The sequence below is a fragment of the Candidatus Methylomirabilota bacterium genome, assembly GCA_003104975.1.
In the GTDB taxonomy this organism is placed as follows: Bacteria; Methylomirabilota; Methylomirabilia; order Methylomirabilales; family Methylomirabilaceae; genus Methylomirabilis.
Genome location: PQAM01000001.1, coordinates 1 through 15750 on the forward strand (window position 1 = coordinate 1; position 15750 = coordinate 15750).

The following is a 15750-nucleotide window of genomic DNA, read 5'->3' on the forward strand; positions in this document are numbered from 1 at the left end:
GATGAAGAAGGGATTAAGACCATGCAGAGTAATCATCGTAGCAACTCTCACACAGATTGACTTCGAGACCTGATGAAGAAGGGATACGGCGGTTACGCGGACACTGTCATTGCGAGTAACCAGCGGGAGCGCGGCAATCTGACCGTAGTTGACCGGCGGAAAGACGGTGAGATTGCTTCGCTGGCGGCTCGCAATAACGCCCAGGGGGGCAGTGCTATCGCCGTAGGCCGTCATTGTGAGGGCGTACAGCGATCACCGCAAGCTGACCGTTGCGGAAGCCGCTTATTGCCAACACCTCTGGATTCCCGCTTTCGCGGGAATGACGGACATGGGCGACACGGCGGCCCTGACGAAGAAGGGATTGAACCGGCGGCCGGGGGCCGGAGTGGATAGAGAACAGAAGTGACAGACTGAGAGACTTCGAACGCGGGTCTTACTTCACTCCATCACTAATGACTGATCCCTCTCCAGCGCCCGCGAGCGCTGCTGCCATGGCGAACGGAGGAAGCCGGTCACTTCTACACTGTCATTGTGGGCGACCAACGGGAGCGCCGCAATCGCATCGTTTTTGAAAGTACGAAGGACGGTGAGATTGCTTCGGTCGCCACGCCCCCTCGCAATGACCAATACAGGAGGCTTTCGGAACAATGACGGACGCGGGACCCGTGATCGTGGCTCGTGAACGTGGTCATTTCGCTGCAGAGTTGTGATCGTGATCCGCCGACCATGAACACGAAACACGAACACGTACACGAATTACGTGCAGGGATACGAACACGGCTCTATTTGCTTGAAGAGTTGTCCTGACGAAGAACGGGTGGGGACCTACCACACCGTTCTTGTTGGGTACTGCGTGATGGCGGGATCGGGGGTCAGGTGATGAGGCGTGGGCGATGGCTGATGCGCGGGAACTCAGTCGCAGGCGAAAAGCCGATCCCACATCTGCCTTGGCGAACAGAGGCGCATGCTGTGCACCTCGTTTAAGTCAAGTAGCGCCTTGTCGCCAGTGATGAAGAAATCAGCCTGCGCTGCGAGTGCACAGGCGAGAATGGGAATATCGTCGAGATCAGGGATGGGCAGGGTCAGGTTAACGGCGCTGGAGGGAACTCTCTGTCCATCAGCCAGCAGGTCGCGGGCGATTGCCATGGTCTCATTGTCGGCATGCAGCCTGGTATGTAAGATACGCGTGAATTCTATCTCGACCGGAGCGCCGATGAGTAGCTCCCAACGACCGCGAACGTGCCCGCGCACCAGCAGGCGCAGCAGATCCTCGCACAAGCCTCTGGCGATGATGGCGCTGACCAGAACGTTGGTATCCGGAAAGAGCCTCACGAGACATCTCGAAAGACATCCTCATCGGTCAGCCAGCCGATCGCCTCTGCTTTCGGCTGCAGACGTCGACGCAATTCGTCCATGCGGGCAAGGGCAAGATGCTCGCGGAGCATCTCCCTCGCCAGATCGCTCTTGGTCCGACGGGTACGCTTTGCCAGGCTGGTGAGTTCCTTTTCAAGCTGTTCGTCGAGTCGAATGGTGAGGCTACCCATGGTGACCTCCTTGATATCAATCGGCGTATAGAACTGTATGAAGAATAGCACGAGAGGCGCAGTCGCTCCACCCCATTATGCGGGGTATCATCGACCTATACCTAATGCGGGGGACATATGGCCGGACGTGAGATTGTACTCATCTGCACCGTCGGCGGCTCGCAATGACGGGCAGGAGGCGAAGCGCTATCGCCGTAGGCCGTCATTGTGGGCGACCAACGAGAGCGCCGCAATTGCATCGTTTTTGAAAGTACGAAGGACGGTGAGATTGCTTCGGTCGCTACGCTCCCTCGCAATGACCAACACAGGAGGCTTTCGGAACAATGACGGACGCGGGACCCGTGATCGTGATCGGCTTCCAAGGGACCGTGATCGTGGCTCGTGAACGTGGTCATTTCGCTGCAGAGTTGTGATCGTGATCCGCCGACCATGAACACGAAACACGAACACGTACACGAATTACGTGCAGGGACACGGCTGTTTCGTTCGAAAAAGTGCCCTGATGAAGAAAAGATTGAAGATATGGTGCTGTACTTCGTATAATCAGCGATCACAGTGTCTGTATCAACCACATTGTCTCAGGAGACATCACCATGTCGCAAAAACACCCTGTCGTTGCCGTCACTGGTTCATCCGGCGCGGGCACGTCCACCGTCAAGCGCGTCTTCGAAAACATCTTCCGCCGCGAGGCGATAGCTGCCGCCATCATTGAGGGCGACAGCCTGCACAGCCTGGACCGGACGGCGTTTCGCGCCGCCGTCGCCGAGGCCGCGAAAGCGGGCAATCATTCGTTCAGCCACTTCGGCCCGGAAGCGAACCACTTCGACAAAATCGAAGAAACGTTCAGGGTTTATGGCAAAACCGGCATGTGCACACGCCGCTACTATGTGCATAACGAGAAAGAAGCCGCGTTACACAACAAGCACTTCGGCCTGACTGATCTGAAACCGGGGGTATTCACCCCGTGGGAAGACATCGAACCGAATTCGGAGCTGCTGTTTTACGAAGGTCTGCACGGCCTGGTGGCCGATGGTAAGGTCGATGCGGGGCGATACGTAGATCTGGGCATCGGTGTGGTGCCGGTGGTCAACCTGGAATGGATTCAGAAGATCCATCGCGATATGGAAGAACGCGGCTATTCCCCCGAAGCGACGGTCGACACCATCCTGCGCCGCATGCCGAACTACGTCAAATATGTCACCCCGCAGTTCTCGCGCACCCATATCAACTTTCAGCGCGTCGCGACGGTGGATACGTCCAACCCGTTCATCTCGCGCGATATCCCCACCCTCGATGAAAGCTTCGTAGTAATCCGTTTCAGCAAGCCTCAGGGCGTGAACTTCCACTACCTGCTCACCATGATCCACGATTCCTTCATGTCGCGTGCGAACACCCTGGTGGTGCCCGGCGGCAAGATGAGCTTCGCGATGGAAATCATCCTGACCCCGATCCTGCACCAGATGATCGAGGACAAGAAGAAGTAGGTGTGTGCTGTGGCAATAGCGGAGAACCGTATGAACGGCGAATGTTCCCGAGCGAGAGACGCGCGAGATCGGGATGTGGTGCACACCGATCAAATGGCGGATCGGCGCGGGAAAATAAGGTTGCGCCGGTAGGTGCTTATTGGTAGGCTGTTTGCTGGAATCACACGGGTCGGGCGGGATCGTGGAACCGCACGGTTGATCAAGGGGGCATGGATGGGACGGGGGTGGTTAAGGGTCGTCTGCAACGCGCTGGCGCTCCTCCTGCTGGTCACCACGAATGCCTACGCAGCCGGGACGCTCAAGGTCGGCGTGGCCGGGCCGCTGACCGGCGATCAGGGCGCCCTGGGCCAGGAGCTGAAGAACGGCGTCACCATCGCCGTCGAGGAGTGGAACGCCAAAGGGGGGCTCCTCGGCCGGAGGATCGAGATCGTCTGGGGCGACGATCAGCACGATCCGAAGCAGGCCGTGGCGGTCGCCAATAAGTTCGTGAATGAGGAGGTCGTGGGGGTCGTCGGCCACTTCAACAGCAGTTGCTCGATTCCGGCCTCCAACATCTATCGCGACGGCGGGGTGGTGCAGCTTACGCCCGCATCGACCAATCCGCGGTTCACCGAGCGCGGCCTGTGGAACGTCTTTCGGGTGTGCGGTCGGGATGATCAACAGGGGGGCGCGGCGGCAAACTTTATCGTCAAGAAACTGAAAAAGACGAAGGTTGCCGTCCTGCACGACAAGACCACCTACGGGCAGGGTCTGGCCGATGAAACGGTCAAGGCGCTGGAAAAGGCCGGGATCAAGCCGGTCTACTACGGCAACATCACCCAGGGGGAAAAAGACTATCGGCCGGTGCTGACCTCGATCAAGCAGACGAATCCCGAGGTCCTGTTTTACGGCGGTATCTATCCGGAGGCCATCCTGCTCACCAAGCAGATGCGCGAGTTGGGGATGAAAACAGCCTTCATCAGCGGCGACGGTGTCTGGGCCAAGGAGTTCGTGGAGATCGCCGGGAAGGCGGCGGAGGGCGCGTTCATCACCTTCACCCCGGATCAAACGAGGATCAAGGAGGCGCAAGGGGTCATTCAGCAGCACAAGGCCAAGTTCGGCACCGCAGTGGGGGCCTATACCGTCTATAGCTATGTGGCTGCTGTCCTCCTGTTCGAGGCAATCGCCGCGACCCAATCGACCGACGGCGCCAAGATTGCGGAGCATATCAGGAAGACCAAATGGAAGACCGCGCTCGGACCGATCCAGTTCGATCACAAGGGCGACGTCCTGGTGTCGCCCTACGTGGTCTGGGAGGTCAAGAACGGGCGGTTTGTCGAACTTCAGTAGACGGAATATCGAACCGTGGAATAGGGGAGGGAAGGGAGTCATCTCTTCCCTCCTTTTGCGTTGAGGGGATATGCTGCTTCAACAGTTGGTCAACGGGTTGACGCTCGGGAGTGTCTATGCGCTGATCGCCCTGGGCTATACCATGGTCTACGGGATCATCGAGCTGATCAACTTCGCCCACGGCGAGATCTATATGTTGGGCGCCTACATGGGGATCGTGACCTTCGGGCTCCTGACCACCCTTAACCTGATGGCCCCGGACTCCGCGCTGACCCTCGCCTGTATGATGATTGCAGCCGTCCTCTTCTGCGGCGCCTGCGGTATCACCATCGAACGGCTGGCCTATCGGCCGCTGCGGACGGCCCCGCGTCTGTCGCCCCTGATCAGCGCGCTGGGGGTGTCGATCTTTCTGCAGAATTTCGTGATGCTGGCGCAGGGACCCAGGGATAAGGGATTTCCTGAACTGTTCATCCAGGGCGGGATCGATCTGCCGGGCGGCCGGATCAGCGCGATCCAGATCTTCATCATGACCACCTCGGTCCTGATGATGTGGGGACTGCACCTGCTGGTACGCCGAACCAGGATCGGTAAGGCGATGCGGGCCACAGCGCAGGATAAGCAGATGGCCGAGCTCGTCGGGATCGATGTGAACCGGGTCATCAGCGTGACGTTTCTCATCGGGTCGGCGCTGGCGGCCGTGGCCGGGGTGATGGTTGGGATGTACTACGGTCTGATCAACTTCTATATCGGCTATATCGCCGGTATGAAGGCCTTTACCGCAGCGGTGCTGGGAGGGATCGGCAGCATCCCCGGCGCCATGCTGGGCGGGATCCTGCTGGGTCTGATCGAAAGTCTGGGGGCCGGCTATATCTCCAGTGAATATAAGGACGTCTTCGCCTTCGCCATCTTGATCCTGGTGCTGATCTTCCGTCCGACCGGTCTTCTGGGCACCGATACCTCCAAACGCGCCTGAACACGATGCAGACCGTTTCGCGTTCCCTTCTGCTGTACCGCCACCCGCTGATCCGGATCGTCCTGACCGCGCTGTGGCTCGGCCTGCTGTCGCTGCCGCTCATGGTCGAACCGGATGCCCCCCATTTTGCTCTGGAGCGCCCCGTGATGGTCGCCGGCGTCGTCGCCCTGCTTGGTCTTGCGCAGTGGTTCGTCTCGCAATGGGGGAGGCGGTCGCCGGTCTGGACCGATCGCCTGGTCGAGGTGGGCGGCGCGACTGTTCGGACATTGAACCGGCGAATTGATCCTCGCCTGCTGTACGGCCTGGCGCTGGCGGCCGCGGCCGTGATCCCCTTCAGTCTCAATCGATACTACGTCGATGTGTTGACCCAGGTCGGCATCTATGTGACGCTGGCGCTTGGCCTCAACATCGTCGTGGGCCTTGCGGGATTGCTGAATCTCGGCTACATCGCGTTTTACGCGGTGGGGGCCTACGCCTACGGCCTCCTCGCCACACGAGCCGACCTCTCGTTCTGGCAGGTCCTGCCGTTGGGGGCGACCCTGGCGGCGGTCTTTGGCGTCCTGCTGGGCTTCCCGGCGCTCCGTTTGCGTGGCGACTACCTGGCGATTGTCACGCTGGGGTTCGGCGAGATGATCCGGATCGTCCTGAACAACTGGGACAGCGTCACGGGCGGCCCAAACGGGATCCTCGACATCGCCCGTCCGAGCCTCTTTGGATTTACCTTTACCCACCCGATTCACTACTACTATCTGATTCTGGCTATGGTGGTACTGACCGTCTTTGCCGTCGATCGGCTCAATCAGTCGCGGCTTGGTCGCGCCTGGACCGCGATGCGGGACGACGAGGTGGCCGCTGAGGCGATGGGGATCGATCTGGTGAAGACCAAGCTGCTCGCATTCGGTCTGGGCGCGATGTGGGCGGGACTGGCCGGCGTCTTTTTTGCCGGGAAGATGACCTTTATCTCGCCCGAGAGCTTTACCTTCTTCGAATCGGTCCTGGTCCTGTGTATGGTCGTGTTGGGCGGCATGGGGAGCCTCCCGGGGGTGATCCTCGGGGCGGCGATGCTGATGATTCTGCCCGAGGTGATGCGGCAGTTTGCGCAGTACCGCATGTTGGTCTTCGGTGCGGCGATGGTCGGGATGATGGTGATGCGGCCCAAGGGACTGATCACCGCACGACGACGTACCGTTCCGCTGTGGCACGGGGAGGCCGCTCACGCCTCTGTAGCCGACGAGCCTCCGATGCGCGGACCTGAGCTGTTGCAGGTCGATCGCCCTACATCGCCGCCACATGGTGCGACAACGACCCTGCTTGAAACGCGAGGGCTGTCGATTGATTTCGGCGGCCTGCGCGCGCTGGATATGGTCGACCTCACCGTGAAGGCCGGCGAGATTGTCAGCCTCATCGGGCCCAACGGGGCCGGGAAGACCACCTTCTTTAACTCCATCACAGGCCTCTATGCGCCGACGTCCGGCGAGGTTCGGTATCGCGGGCAGGACCTTGTCGGACTGAGGCCGCATCAGGTGGCGGCCAGGGGGATCACCCGGACCTTTCAGAATATCCGGCTGTTCCAAGACATGACGGTTCTGGAAAATGTCATGGTGGGGGGCCACTGTCGGATGCGGGCCGGGGTGCTTGGCGCCGTCATCAGGCCGAAGGGGGTGACCAGGGAAGAGGCGGCATTGGCGGCGAAGGCGGTCGAGTTGCTTCGGTTTGTGGGTCTGGAGGCAAAGCGCGACCTGTGGGCCGGGCAGCTTCCCTACGGTGACCAGCGACGGCTGGAGATCGCCCGCGCGATGGCCGGCGACCCCACCCTTTTGTTACTGGATGAACCGGCGGCCGGCATGAATCCACAGGAGACGGGCGCGCTTATGGACCTGATCCATGCCATTCGCGCACGCGGCATCACCGTGCTCCTGATCGAACACCATATGAAGTTGGTGATGGGGATCTCGGAACGGATCGTGGTACTGGATCACGGGGTCAAGATCGCCGAAGGGACACCGGCCGAGATCAAGACAGATCCTCGAGTGATCGGCGCCTATCTGGGCAAAGAGTCGGAGCATGCTTAGACTGCATGAGGTCCACCTGCACTACGGCGCGATTCATGCCCTCAAGGGGATCACTCTTGAGGTGGAGCAGGGCCAGATCGTCACGCTGATCGGCGCCAACGGCGCCGGCAAATCGTCAACGTTGATGGCGATCTCCGGTATCCTGCGGCCCACCAGCGGACGGATCATCTTTGAAGGGGACGATCTCACCCACTTGCCGAGCCACGCGATTGTCAAGCGCGGCATTGCGCAGGTCCCCGAGGGGCGGCGTATCTTTCCGATACTGACCGTCCTGGAAAATCTGGAGATGGGCGCCTATAGCCGCGCCGATGCCGCCGAGATCCGTCACGACCTGGATCGGGTCTTCCAACTCTTTCCGCTGCTGAAAGACCGCCGCTCCCAACATGGGGGGACACTCTCCGGCGGGGAGCAGCAGATGCTGGCCATCGGCCGTGCCCTGATGGGGCGCCCGCGGCTGCTCCTGCTGGACGAGCCATCATTGGGCCTGGCTCCCAAGCTGGTGGAGACCATCTTTGAGGTGATTCGCGAGATTAATGCCCAGTCCACCACGATTCTGCTGGTCGAACAAAACGCGCACATGGCCCTGCGAATTGCCGCCAAAGGCTACGTCATGGAGACCGGTCGGATCGTCCTGAGCGACGACGCCGACCGGCTGCTGGCCAATGGCGAGGTCCGAAGCGCCTACCTCGGGGAGTAGTTAAGGGATGGTCCGAGTTGGAGCAGATACGCGACCGGACGATCCTGTCGCGAGGTACACCGTCTCGCCTGAGGCCCCCTCAGAGGCGCTGATCGAGCGCGGCGCGACGGCGCTCCGACACGGCAGCCTGGTTGCGTTTCCTACCGATACACTGTACGCGCTCGGGGCGGACGCCTCAAACCCGAGGGCGATCGAGCAGATCTTTGTCGCGAAGGGACGTTCTTTCAACAACCCCATCCCGCTCCTGGTCGCCGATGTCGCCATGGCGACCCGACTTGCAGGGACGTTCCCGGAGGCGGCCGCTCGTCTGGCCGAGCGTTACTGGCCGGGTCCCCTGACCCTCGTGGTGCCGGCGCCTCCGACGATCTGCCCTCTGCTTACTGCCGGGACCGGTCGGATCGGTCTCAGGGCCCCCGATGCCGCCGTGGCCCTCGCGCTGATCCGGCACTTCGGCGGTGCGATCACCGGAACAAGTGCGAATCGGTCGGGGGGTCGAGAGCCTCTGGATGCCGACGAGGTGTTGCGCCAGTTGGGTAACCGGGTGGAGGTGGTGCTGGATGGCGGGCCCGCGGCTGGAGGCAGCCCGTCGACGGTCATCGATGTCACAATCAGTCCGCCCGTCGTCTTAAGATCAGGTCCCATCCTGCACGAGGAGATCCTGAGACTGTTAGGATTCCAGGCGCACTGATCAATTCTCACGCGCTGGGCAGTACCCCACCGGCCATTCACCTGCTCGTCATTGTTCCGAAAGTCCCCCGTATCGGTCATTGCGAGGGAGCGCAGCGACCGAAGCAATCTCACCGTACTTCGCCTCTGTCACAGCGGGATTGCTTCGGCTCCGCCCCGCAACGACGCGTCTTAATGTTCATGTGCGATTCCCGAAAGCCTTTGGAAACTCCCTCACAATATGGTAAAAATAAGGTGTTATCCATGACCGTGGGTCATTAGCCGATCAGCACGACAACATCAGGCATAACAGAAATGGGAATTGAGCCGATCCTCGAACGGGTGCGCGTCGCCTCACCTGACGCCGACCTGACCCTCCTGCAACGGGCCTACGACTTTGCCGCCAAGGTTCACAGAGGGCAGGAGCGGGTCTCGGGGGAACCCTACCTGTCACACCCGATCGCCGTAGCCGAGATCGTGCTGAATCTCAAGATGGATGTAGCCAGCGTTGCCGCCGCGCTCCTGCACGACGTGGTGGAGGATACCCATGCCTCGCTGGAAGAGGTAAACGAGGCGTTCGGCGGTGAGATTGCCAACCTCGTCGACGGTCTCACGAAGATCAGCAAGCTCCCATTCGGCAGCCGCCAGGAGCATCAGGCCGAGAATCTTCGGAAGATGGTGCTGGCGATGTCTCAGGACATCCGTGTGATCCTGATCAAGCTGGCCGACCGGCTCCACAATATGCGCACCCTGGAACCGCTGCGGGAGGAGAAGCGTCGACTGATCGCTCGGGAGACGCTCGATATCTACGCGCCCATCGCCCATCGCCTCGGTATCTACTGGATGAAGGCGGAGTTTGAAGATCTGGCGCTCCGCTATCTTGAACCCGACGTCTACCGGGATCTGTCGGCGCGGATCGCAAAGAAACGTCGGGAGCGCGAAAAGGATATTAATGAGGCCATCGAGATCCTCCAGCAGAAGTTTGGCGAGGTCGGGATCCGGGCACGAATCATCGGCCGTCCGAAGCATTTCTTCAGTATTTACAAGAAGATGCGCGATCAACATAAGGAATTCGATGAGATTTATGACCTCACGGCAGTTCGGGTGATTACCGAATCGATCAAGGACTGCTATGGGTCGCTGGGGGTTATCCACTCCCTGTGGAAGCCGATTCCAGGGCGGTTTAAGGACTTCATTGCGATGCCCAAATCAAATATGTATCAATCACTCCACACGACCGTGATTGGTCCGGTCGGCGAGCCGGTCGAGATCCAGATACGAACCTATGAGATGCACAAAACGGCGGAGGAGGGGATCGCCGCCCATTGGGTCTATAAGGAGGGAAAGGCGGCGCTTGACCCGGCCGACAAAGGGTTCGCCTGGATTCGACAGCTTCTGGAGTGGCAGCGTGATCTCAAGGACAGCCGGGAGTTTCTCGAAACGGTGAAGGTCGATCTGTTCCCCGAAGAGGTCTACGTCTTTACGCCGAATGGGGATGTGAAGAGCTTTCCCAAGGGGGCGTGTCCCATCGACTTCGCCTTCAGTGTCCATACCGACATCGGCCTCAGATGCGTGGGGGCGAGGGCGAACGGCCGCCTGGTCCCGCTCCGATATGAGCTCCAACATGGCGACATCATCGAGATCCTGACCGATTCCAAGCATCACCCGAGCCGTGACTGGCTGAAGTTCGTCAAAACCTCACGCGCGAAGGGCCGGATCAAGCAGTGGATCAAAAACGAAGAGAAGGTCCGCAGCATCAGTCTGGGCAAGGACCTGCTGGAGAAGGAGCTACGACGGCTCGGCAAGAGCCCGGTTCAGTTCCTCAAACCCGAGACGATGGCGAAGGGCCTGGCGGGTCAGGGCTATCCGACCCCGGACGACTTTTTTGCCACCGTCGGCTTCGGGAAACTCTCCCCGCGCCAGGCGATCAGTAAACTCCTGCCTGCGGAAGAGTTGCCCCATGATGGCGAGGTCAAGCCCGAACGCAAGGTCAGACAACCGCCCGATGAGGGCGTCACCCTGCTGGGTTCGCACGATTTTCTCATTCGGTTTGCCAGGTGTTGCAACCCGCTCCCCGGCGATGAGATTGTCGGTTTCATCACCCGCGGACGGGGCGTGTCGGTTCATGCGGCGGACTGTTCCAATATCGACCAACTGTCGTACGACCCGGATCGCAAGATTAACGTCTCCTGGGATGCGGCGCCGAAAACCGCCCATCAGGTCAAGATCCGGGTGATGATCGGAAAGGATCGGCCCGGGATCCTGGCCGCCATCAGCTCGGCGATCTCGGCGACTAAGATCAACATCGCACAGGCTGACATACGGGTGACGGAGGACCGGAAGGGGCTCAATACCTTTACGCTGGAGGTATCGGATCTCAAACAGCTTCAATCGGCAATGGGAGCGATTCGGCAGATCGACGGGGTGATGGGGGTCGAACGTCTCCGTGGCTGAGTACAAGCAGCTTTTAGCCAATAGCTGTCAGCTAAAAGCTGCTTTTGATCAGCCGGCCTTCTGGACGCGCCCGGATCGAAGACAGCGGGTGCACAGCGCAATATAGCGGCGAGTTCCATTCATCACGACATGATGCCGTGAAATGTTGATCTGCTGGCGGCGCTTGCTGACATTGTGGGCATGACTGATCTGTTGGCTGACTCGCGGACCTCGGCCGCACAACTCGCAGTGGCTGGAATGCGTAATCGGCATAACGGTACCTCCCCGTGGTTGAGCATACTGGTCAATGATCGTTCGTCATCGGCGGTAATCATACGACAGCGTTGATACAAAATCAAGCGTGGAAGCGTAGATCGGCCGGTAAGGATCGATGAGGGTGATCGGCGGCTTGGCCAGAGGGCGGCGAATTCTGGCGCCTCGTGGAAGGGTGACGAGGCCGACCTCGGACTATCTGCGCGAGGTTCTGTTCGACCTGCTGGCGCCGCAGATCGACGGGAAGACCTTTCTTGACCTGTACGCAGGAACCGGAGCGGTCGGAATCGAGGCCCTGAGCCGCGGCGCAGCGGCTGCGATCTTTGTCGAGCAGAATCGATCGGCGCTGGCGATCCTGTACCGGAATCTCGACCGATCAGGGTTCCGCGAGCGGGCTGTCGTCGTTCCCATGGAGGTACGGCGGTACCTGCGTCGAGCGGCCATTCGATCGGAACAATTTGATCTGATCTTTTTGGATCCGCCGTATCTATCCGGCGATCGCGAGGCGGCCCTCACCATCATCGCGGAAAGGCAGGTGCTTGCGCCGGGTGGTCTTGCTATTCTGGAACGATCGGCGAGGATCGCGCAATCCGAGGTCCCCACGGGACTCGAACATGTGCGCGAGGTCCGCCATGGCGACAGCGCCTTGCAGATTTATCGACGGGAGATATGATCGTGAAGATGTTAGCGATCTACGCCGGGACGTTTGATCCCTTCACTTTCGGGCATATCGATATTGCCCGGCGGGCGCATTGTCTGTTCAGTCGTCTGGTGATCGCGGTGAGCACAAATCCGAACAAGGCGGCGCTGTTCAGTGTGACAGAGCGACAACGGATTATTCGGGACGCCGTTCGGGGGATGCGCGGTATCTCGGTCGACGCCTTCGACGGTCTGTTGGTGGACTATATGCGTCGCCGGAGCGCACGCGTAGTAATCCGCGGCCTGCGCGCGCTCTCCGACTTCGAATACGAATTCCAGATGGCGCTGATGAATCGAAAACTGAACGAAGAGGTTGAAACGGTCTTCCTGATGCCTCACGAACGATATACCTATCTCAGTTCCCGACTGGTGAAGGAGATCGCCCTGCTGGGCGGAGACGTCTCCCAATTTGTGACGCCGATGGTCGAACGGATGCTGAAGGAGCGGTTCGAGACTCGTTAGCGAGAATAACAGAACAGGACGAACACTTAGCGGAGACACAACACAATGTCAATGAACCTATCGAATCGCGCGAAGAATGCCAGCCCATCCGCCACCCTGGCCATGGCCGCTATCGCCAAGCAGATGAAGGCGGAAGGGATCGATGTCGTCGACTTCGGGCTGGGTGAACCGGATTTTGAAACCCCGGCTCACATCAAGGAGGCGGGCATTGCGGCCATCCGTGAGGGATTCACACGCTATACCGCGGCCGCCGGCATCGATGAATTGAAACAGGCGATCATCACCAAGCTGAAGCGTGATAACGGGCTCTCCTACGCCCCCGCGGAGGTGATCGTATCGTGCGGTTCGAAGCATTCATTGTTCAATATCGCCGAGGCGCTGTTCCAATCGGGCGATGAGGTGATTGTGCCCGCCCCCTACTGGGTCACCTATACGGAACAGATTCGTCTGGTCGATGCGCAACCGGTCATCGTACAGACGCAGGAGGCGGACGGATTCCATCTGACCCGCGAGGCGATCGAGCCGGCGATTACATCGAGAACCCGGGCCATCCTACTCAACAGTCCCTGCAACCCGACCGGCGCGATAATCCCGCCGGAGCAGTTGCGGGCGATCGCGGCGCTGGCGGTGGAGCGAAACCTGTTGGTGATTTCGGATGAGGCGTACGAATCGCTGACCTACGACGGGCATGCGCATATCAGCATCGCATCGCTCGATGAGCAGATCAAACGGCGAACGATCGTCGTCAACACCGTTTCCAAGGCATACGCCATGACCGGTTGGCGAATCGGGTACGCGGCCGGACCGAGCGAGATCATCAAGGCGATGGGCACTATCCAAAGCCAGGTGACCTCGAACCCGACCTCGATCGCGCAAAAGGCGGCGGTAGCGGCCCTGCTGGGCCCGCACGATGACCTCCGCACGATGGTGGTCGAATTTGATCGGCGTCGGCGGTATCTCATGGATCGGCTGAGGGCCGTCCCGGGGATGACCTGCACGCACCCCGAGGGCGCATTCTATCTGTTCCCGAATGTCTCCGGCTTTTACGGAACCGTAGGCGACGGCCGCCCCGTCAACAACTCCGCCCAGATGGCCGCTTATCTCTTGCAGAGCGCCCACGTCGTGACGGTTCCAGGCAGCGAGTTCGGAAGCGACGCACATCTTCGCCTGTCATACGCGACGTCGATGGAGCAGATCAGCGCCGGGGTGGAGCGGATCGAGCGCGCCCTGGCCGCGCTGCGCGGCTGAGCTCGGCGATGCTCAAGCTGAAGCTGATCACCTACGGCTGTCAGGCCAACGACCTGGATTCGGAGCGGATCACCGGGCTGCTCCTGCGTGAGGGGTATATCCTTACCGAGCAAGAGGAGGAGGCCGATCTGATTCTGCTGAACACCTGTGCGATCCGCGAGAAGGCGGCGCATAAAGTCTACAGTCGCCTCGGATCCTTTCAGGCGCTGAAACGGCGCCGCGCCGGACTGAAGATCGGCGTCTGCGGGTGCGTCGCGCAGCAGGAAGGACAGGCGCTGTTGAACCGTTTTCCCTACCTGGACTTTGTCGTCGGTCCCGGTCAGATCACGGCCATCCCGCCGTTGCTTCAGGCCGGGACGAGAGGGCTGGCGACGGCACGGGCAGCCGGCTATTCCTATCCCGTCGGCGCGCCGGTCGAGCGCGGAAGCAGTATCAGGGCCTGGGTCAGCATCATGGAGGGGTGTGACCGGTTCTGCACGTTTTGCGTGGTCCCGTTCACCCGGGGTCGCGAGCGCAGCCGACCCGCTCAGGAGATTCTCGATGAGATCCGCGGGCTGAAGCGGCAGGGGTATCGCGAGGTCACGTTGCTGGGACAGACCGTCAACTCGTACGGGAGGAAGCTCACCCCTCGGGTCAGCTTCGTGGAGCTCCTTCGGCAAATCGATGCGCTGGTGGGCGACCGGATGCGGGTTCGATTTACGAGCCCTCACCCCAGCGACGTCACCGACGAGTTGGCGACGGCGATCGCGGAACTCCCGAGTGTCTGCGAACAGATCCACCTGCCCGTACAGTCCGGATCGGATCGGATTCTGCTCCGCATGGAGCGCGGTTACGATCGGGATGAGTATCTGGACAAGGTGGCGCTGCTGCGCGCCAGGGCGCCGGAGATCGCGATTACGACGGATATCATTGTCGGGTTTCCTGGCGAGACCGACGCGGACTTTCAGGCCACGCTGGACCTGATGCAGGCGGTCGGCCTCGACGGCGCCTTTATCTTTAAATATTCGCCGCGAGCCCACACCGAGGCCGAACGGATGGCGGACCAGCTTCCCGAGGAGATCAAAGGGCGTCGGTTGGAGCAGGCGCTCGCGCTGCTGAACCGGCTGTCGCTGGAGCGCAACCGGGCCTATCTCGGTCGAACCGTCGAGGTGTTGGTCAATCAAGAGGACCGTAAAGGGGGCACGGCTCGTCATACCGGACGGACGCGACAGAACAAGATCGTCCATTTCGAGGGGGAGGGGGTCATGGACGGAAGCCTCGTCGCGGTCACTGTCACGGGGGCGACCCCCTTGTACCTGCAAGGGACACTTCAGTGTTAGCGCATCGCGTCCTGTTTGAGGAGCAGGCGATTGCCGCACGGATCCAGGAGTTGGCGCGCGTCATTGCCGGGGATCTGCCGGATCGGACACCGGTCCTGATCGGGCTGCTGACCGGGGCGTTCATCTTCCTCGCCGACCTGGTGCGGGCGCTGGCGCGCCTGGAGATCGAGCCGCAGGTCGATCTGATGGCCGTCTCACACTATGGGCCGCTGGTCGCCGCCAGCGGTCTGGTTCAAATCCATAAGGACAGCGCATTGGACCTCAACGGGCGGGTCGTCCTGCTGGTCGACGACATCCTTGACTCGGGACACACGCTGGATCTGGTGCGCGCACACCTCGCCGCCCGACATCCGCGTTGGCTGCGCACCTGCGTCCTTTTGGACAAGCCGAGCGGGCGACAGGTGGCGATGACGGCGGACTATGTCGGCTTTGAGGTGCCCGACGCCTGGATGATCGGCTATGGTCTGGATGCGTATGGGCAGGGGCGGGGGCTTCCGTACGTCGCAACCCTTCACACCGCAGACCCCGCCGGGACGGACGTCACACGCTGA

The 15750-nt window shown here is 60.6% G+C and carries 16 protein-coding genes; 12 read left to right on the top strand and 4 right to left on the bottom strand.

Annotated features, from left to right (window positions below; translation table 11 throughout):
* The 3 genes from C3F12_00005 to C3F12_00015 all read right to left on the bottom strand — a co-directional run.
* On the bottom strand, positions 1 to 234 hold a 234-nt coding region (locus tag C3F12_00005), incomplete at its 3' end, for a hypothetical protein (GenBank protein ID PWB48922.1).
* 678 nt (positions 235 to 912) lie between these two features.
* Positions 913 to 1332 carry a hypothetical protein gene (locus C3F12_00010; protein ID PWB48923.1) on the bottom strand — a complete coding sequence of 140 codons (420 nt, stop codon included), beginning with the start codon at positions 1330 to 1332 and terminating at the stop codon, positions 913 to 915.
* Positions 1329 to 1595 carry a CopG family transcriptional regulator gene (locus C3F12_00015; GenBank protein PWB48924.1) on the bottom strand — a complete coding sequence of 89 codons (267 nt, stop codon included), beginning with the start codon at positions 1593 to 1595 and terminating at the stop codon, positions 1329 to 1331. Before C3F12_00015 ends, C3F12_00010 begins: the two co-directional genes overlap by 4 nt.
* 542 nt (positions 1596 to 2137) lie before the next feature.
* Between C3F12_00015 and C3F12_00020 the strand changes: the two genes are divergently transcribed.
* The 7 genes from C3F12_00020 (at position 2138) to C3F12_00050 (ending at position 11219) form a co-directional block, all read left to right on the top strand.
* The gene (locus C3F12_00020) at positions 2138 to 3028 is read left to right on the top strand and encodes a phosphoribulokinase (protein PWB48925.1); all 891 of its coding nucleotides are present in this window, start codon (positions 2138 to 2140) and stop codon (positions 3026 to 3028) included.
* 213 nt (positions 3029 to 3241) lie between these two features.
* The gene (locus C3F12_00025) at positions 3242 to 4357 is read left to right on the top strand and encodes a branched chain amino acid ABC transporter substrate-binding protein (protein PWB48926.1); all 1116 of its coding nucleotides are present in this window, start codon (positions 3242 to 3244) and stop codon (positions 4355 to 4357) included.
* A 70-nt stretch (positions 4358 to 4427) separates the two neighbouring features.
* A complete protein-coding gene (locus tag C3F12_00030; protein ID PWB48927.1) occupies positions 4428 to 5330 on the top strand; it encodes a branched-chain amino acid ABC transporter permease in 903 nt (300 codons plus the stop codon).
* A 5-nt stretch (positions 5331 to 5335) separates the two neighbouring features.
* A complete protein-coding gene (locus C3F12_00035; protein PWB48928.1) occupies positions 5336 to 7402 on the top strand; it encodes a hypothetical protein in 2067 nt (688 codons plus the stop codon).
* A complete protein-coding gene (locus tag C3F12_00040; protein PWB48929.1) occupies positions 7395 to 8099 on the top strand; it encodes an ABC transporter ATP-binding protein in 705 nt (234 codons plus the stop codon). Before C3F12_00035 ends, C3F12_00040 begins: the two co-directional genes overlap by 8 nt.
* 7 nt (positions 8100 to 8106) lie before the next feature.
* Positions 8107 to 8787 carry a threonylcarbamoyl-AMP synthase gene (locus C3F12_00045; protein ID PWB48930.1) on the top strand — a complete coding sequence of 227 codons (681 nt, stop codon included), beginning with the start codon at positions 8107 to 8109 and terminating at the stop codon, positions 8785 to 8787.
* A 293-nt stretch (positions 8788 to 9080) separates the two neighbouring features.
* The gene (locus C3F12_00050) at positions 9081 to 11219 is read left to right on the top strand and encodes a GTP pyrophosphokinase (protein ID PWB48931.1); all 2139 of its coding nucleotides are present in this window, start codon (positions 9081 to 9083) and stop codon (positions 11217 to 11219) included.
* Positions 11220 to 11267: 48 nt separating this feature from the next.
* Here C3F12_00050 and rpmB read toward each other — a convergent pair whose 3' ends face one another.
* Positions 11268 to 11471, bottom strand: coding sequence for a 50S ribosomal protein L28 (gene rpmB, locus C3F12_00055; protein ID PWB48932.1), 204 nt, complete (start codon positions 11469 to 11471; stop codon positions 11268 to 11270).
* A gap of 118 nt (positions 11472 to 11589) precedes the next feature.
* Here rpmB and rsmD point away from each other — a divergent pair, with 118 nt between their 5' ends.
* The 5 genes from rsmD to hpt are packed head-to-tail and all read left to right on the top strand — an operon-like array spanning position 11590 to position 15750.
* Positions 11590 to 12144, top strand: coding sequence for a 16S rRNA (guanine(966)-N(2))-methyltransferase RsmD (gene rsmD, locus C3F12_00060; GenBank protein PWB48933.1), 555 nt, complete (start codon positions 11590 to 11592; stop codon positions 12142 to 12144).
* 2 nt (positions 12145 to 12146) lie between these two features.
* On the top strand, positions 12147 to 12632 hold the full coding sequence (locus tag C3F12_00065) for a pantetheine-phosphate adenylyltransferase (protein ID PWB49027.1): 486 nt from the start codon (positions 12147 to 12149) through the stop codon (positions 12630 to 12632).
* 45 nt (positions 12633 to 12677) lie between these two features.
* Complete coding sequence (locus C3F12_00070; GenBank protein ID PWB48934.1) at positions 12678 to 13880, top strand: aspartate aminotransferase; 1203 nt, start codon at positions 12678 to 12680, stop codon at positions 13878 to 13880.
* An 8-nt stretch (positions 13881 to 13888) separates the two neighbouring features.
* A complete protein-coding gene (locus tag C3F12_00075; GenBank protein ID PWB48935.1) occupies positions 13889 to 15199 on the top strand; it encodes a tRNA (N6-isopentenyl adenosine(37)-C2)-methylthiotransferase MiaB in 1311 nt (436 codons plus the stop codon).
* Positions 15193 to 15750, top strand: coding sequence for a hypoxanthine phosphoribosyltransferase (gene hpt / locus C3F12_00080; GenBank protein PWB48936.1), 558 nt, complete (start codon positions 15193 to 15195; stop codon positions 15748 to 15750). Before C3F12_00075 ends, hpt begins: the two co-directional genes overlap by 7 nt.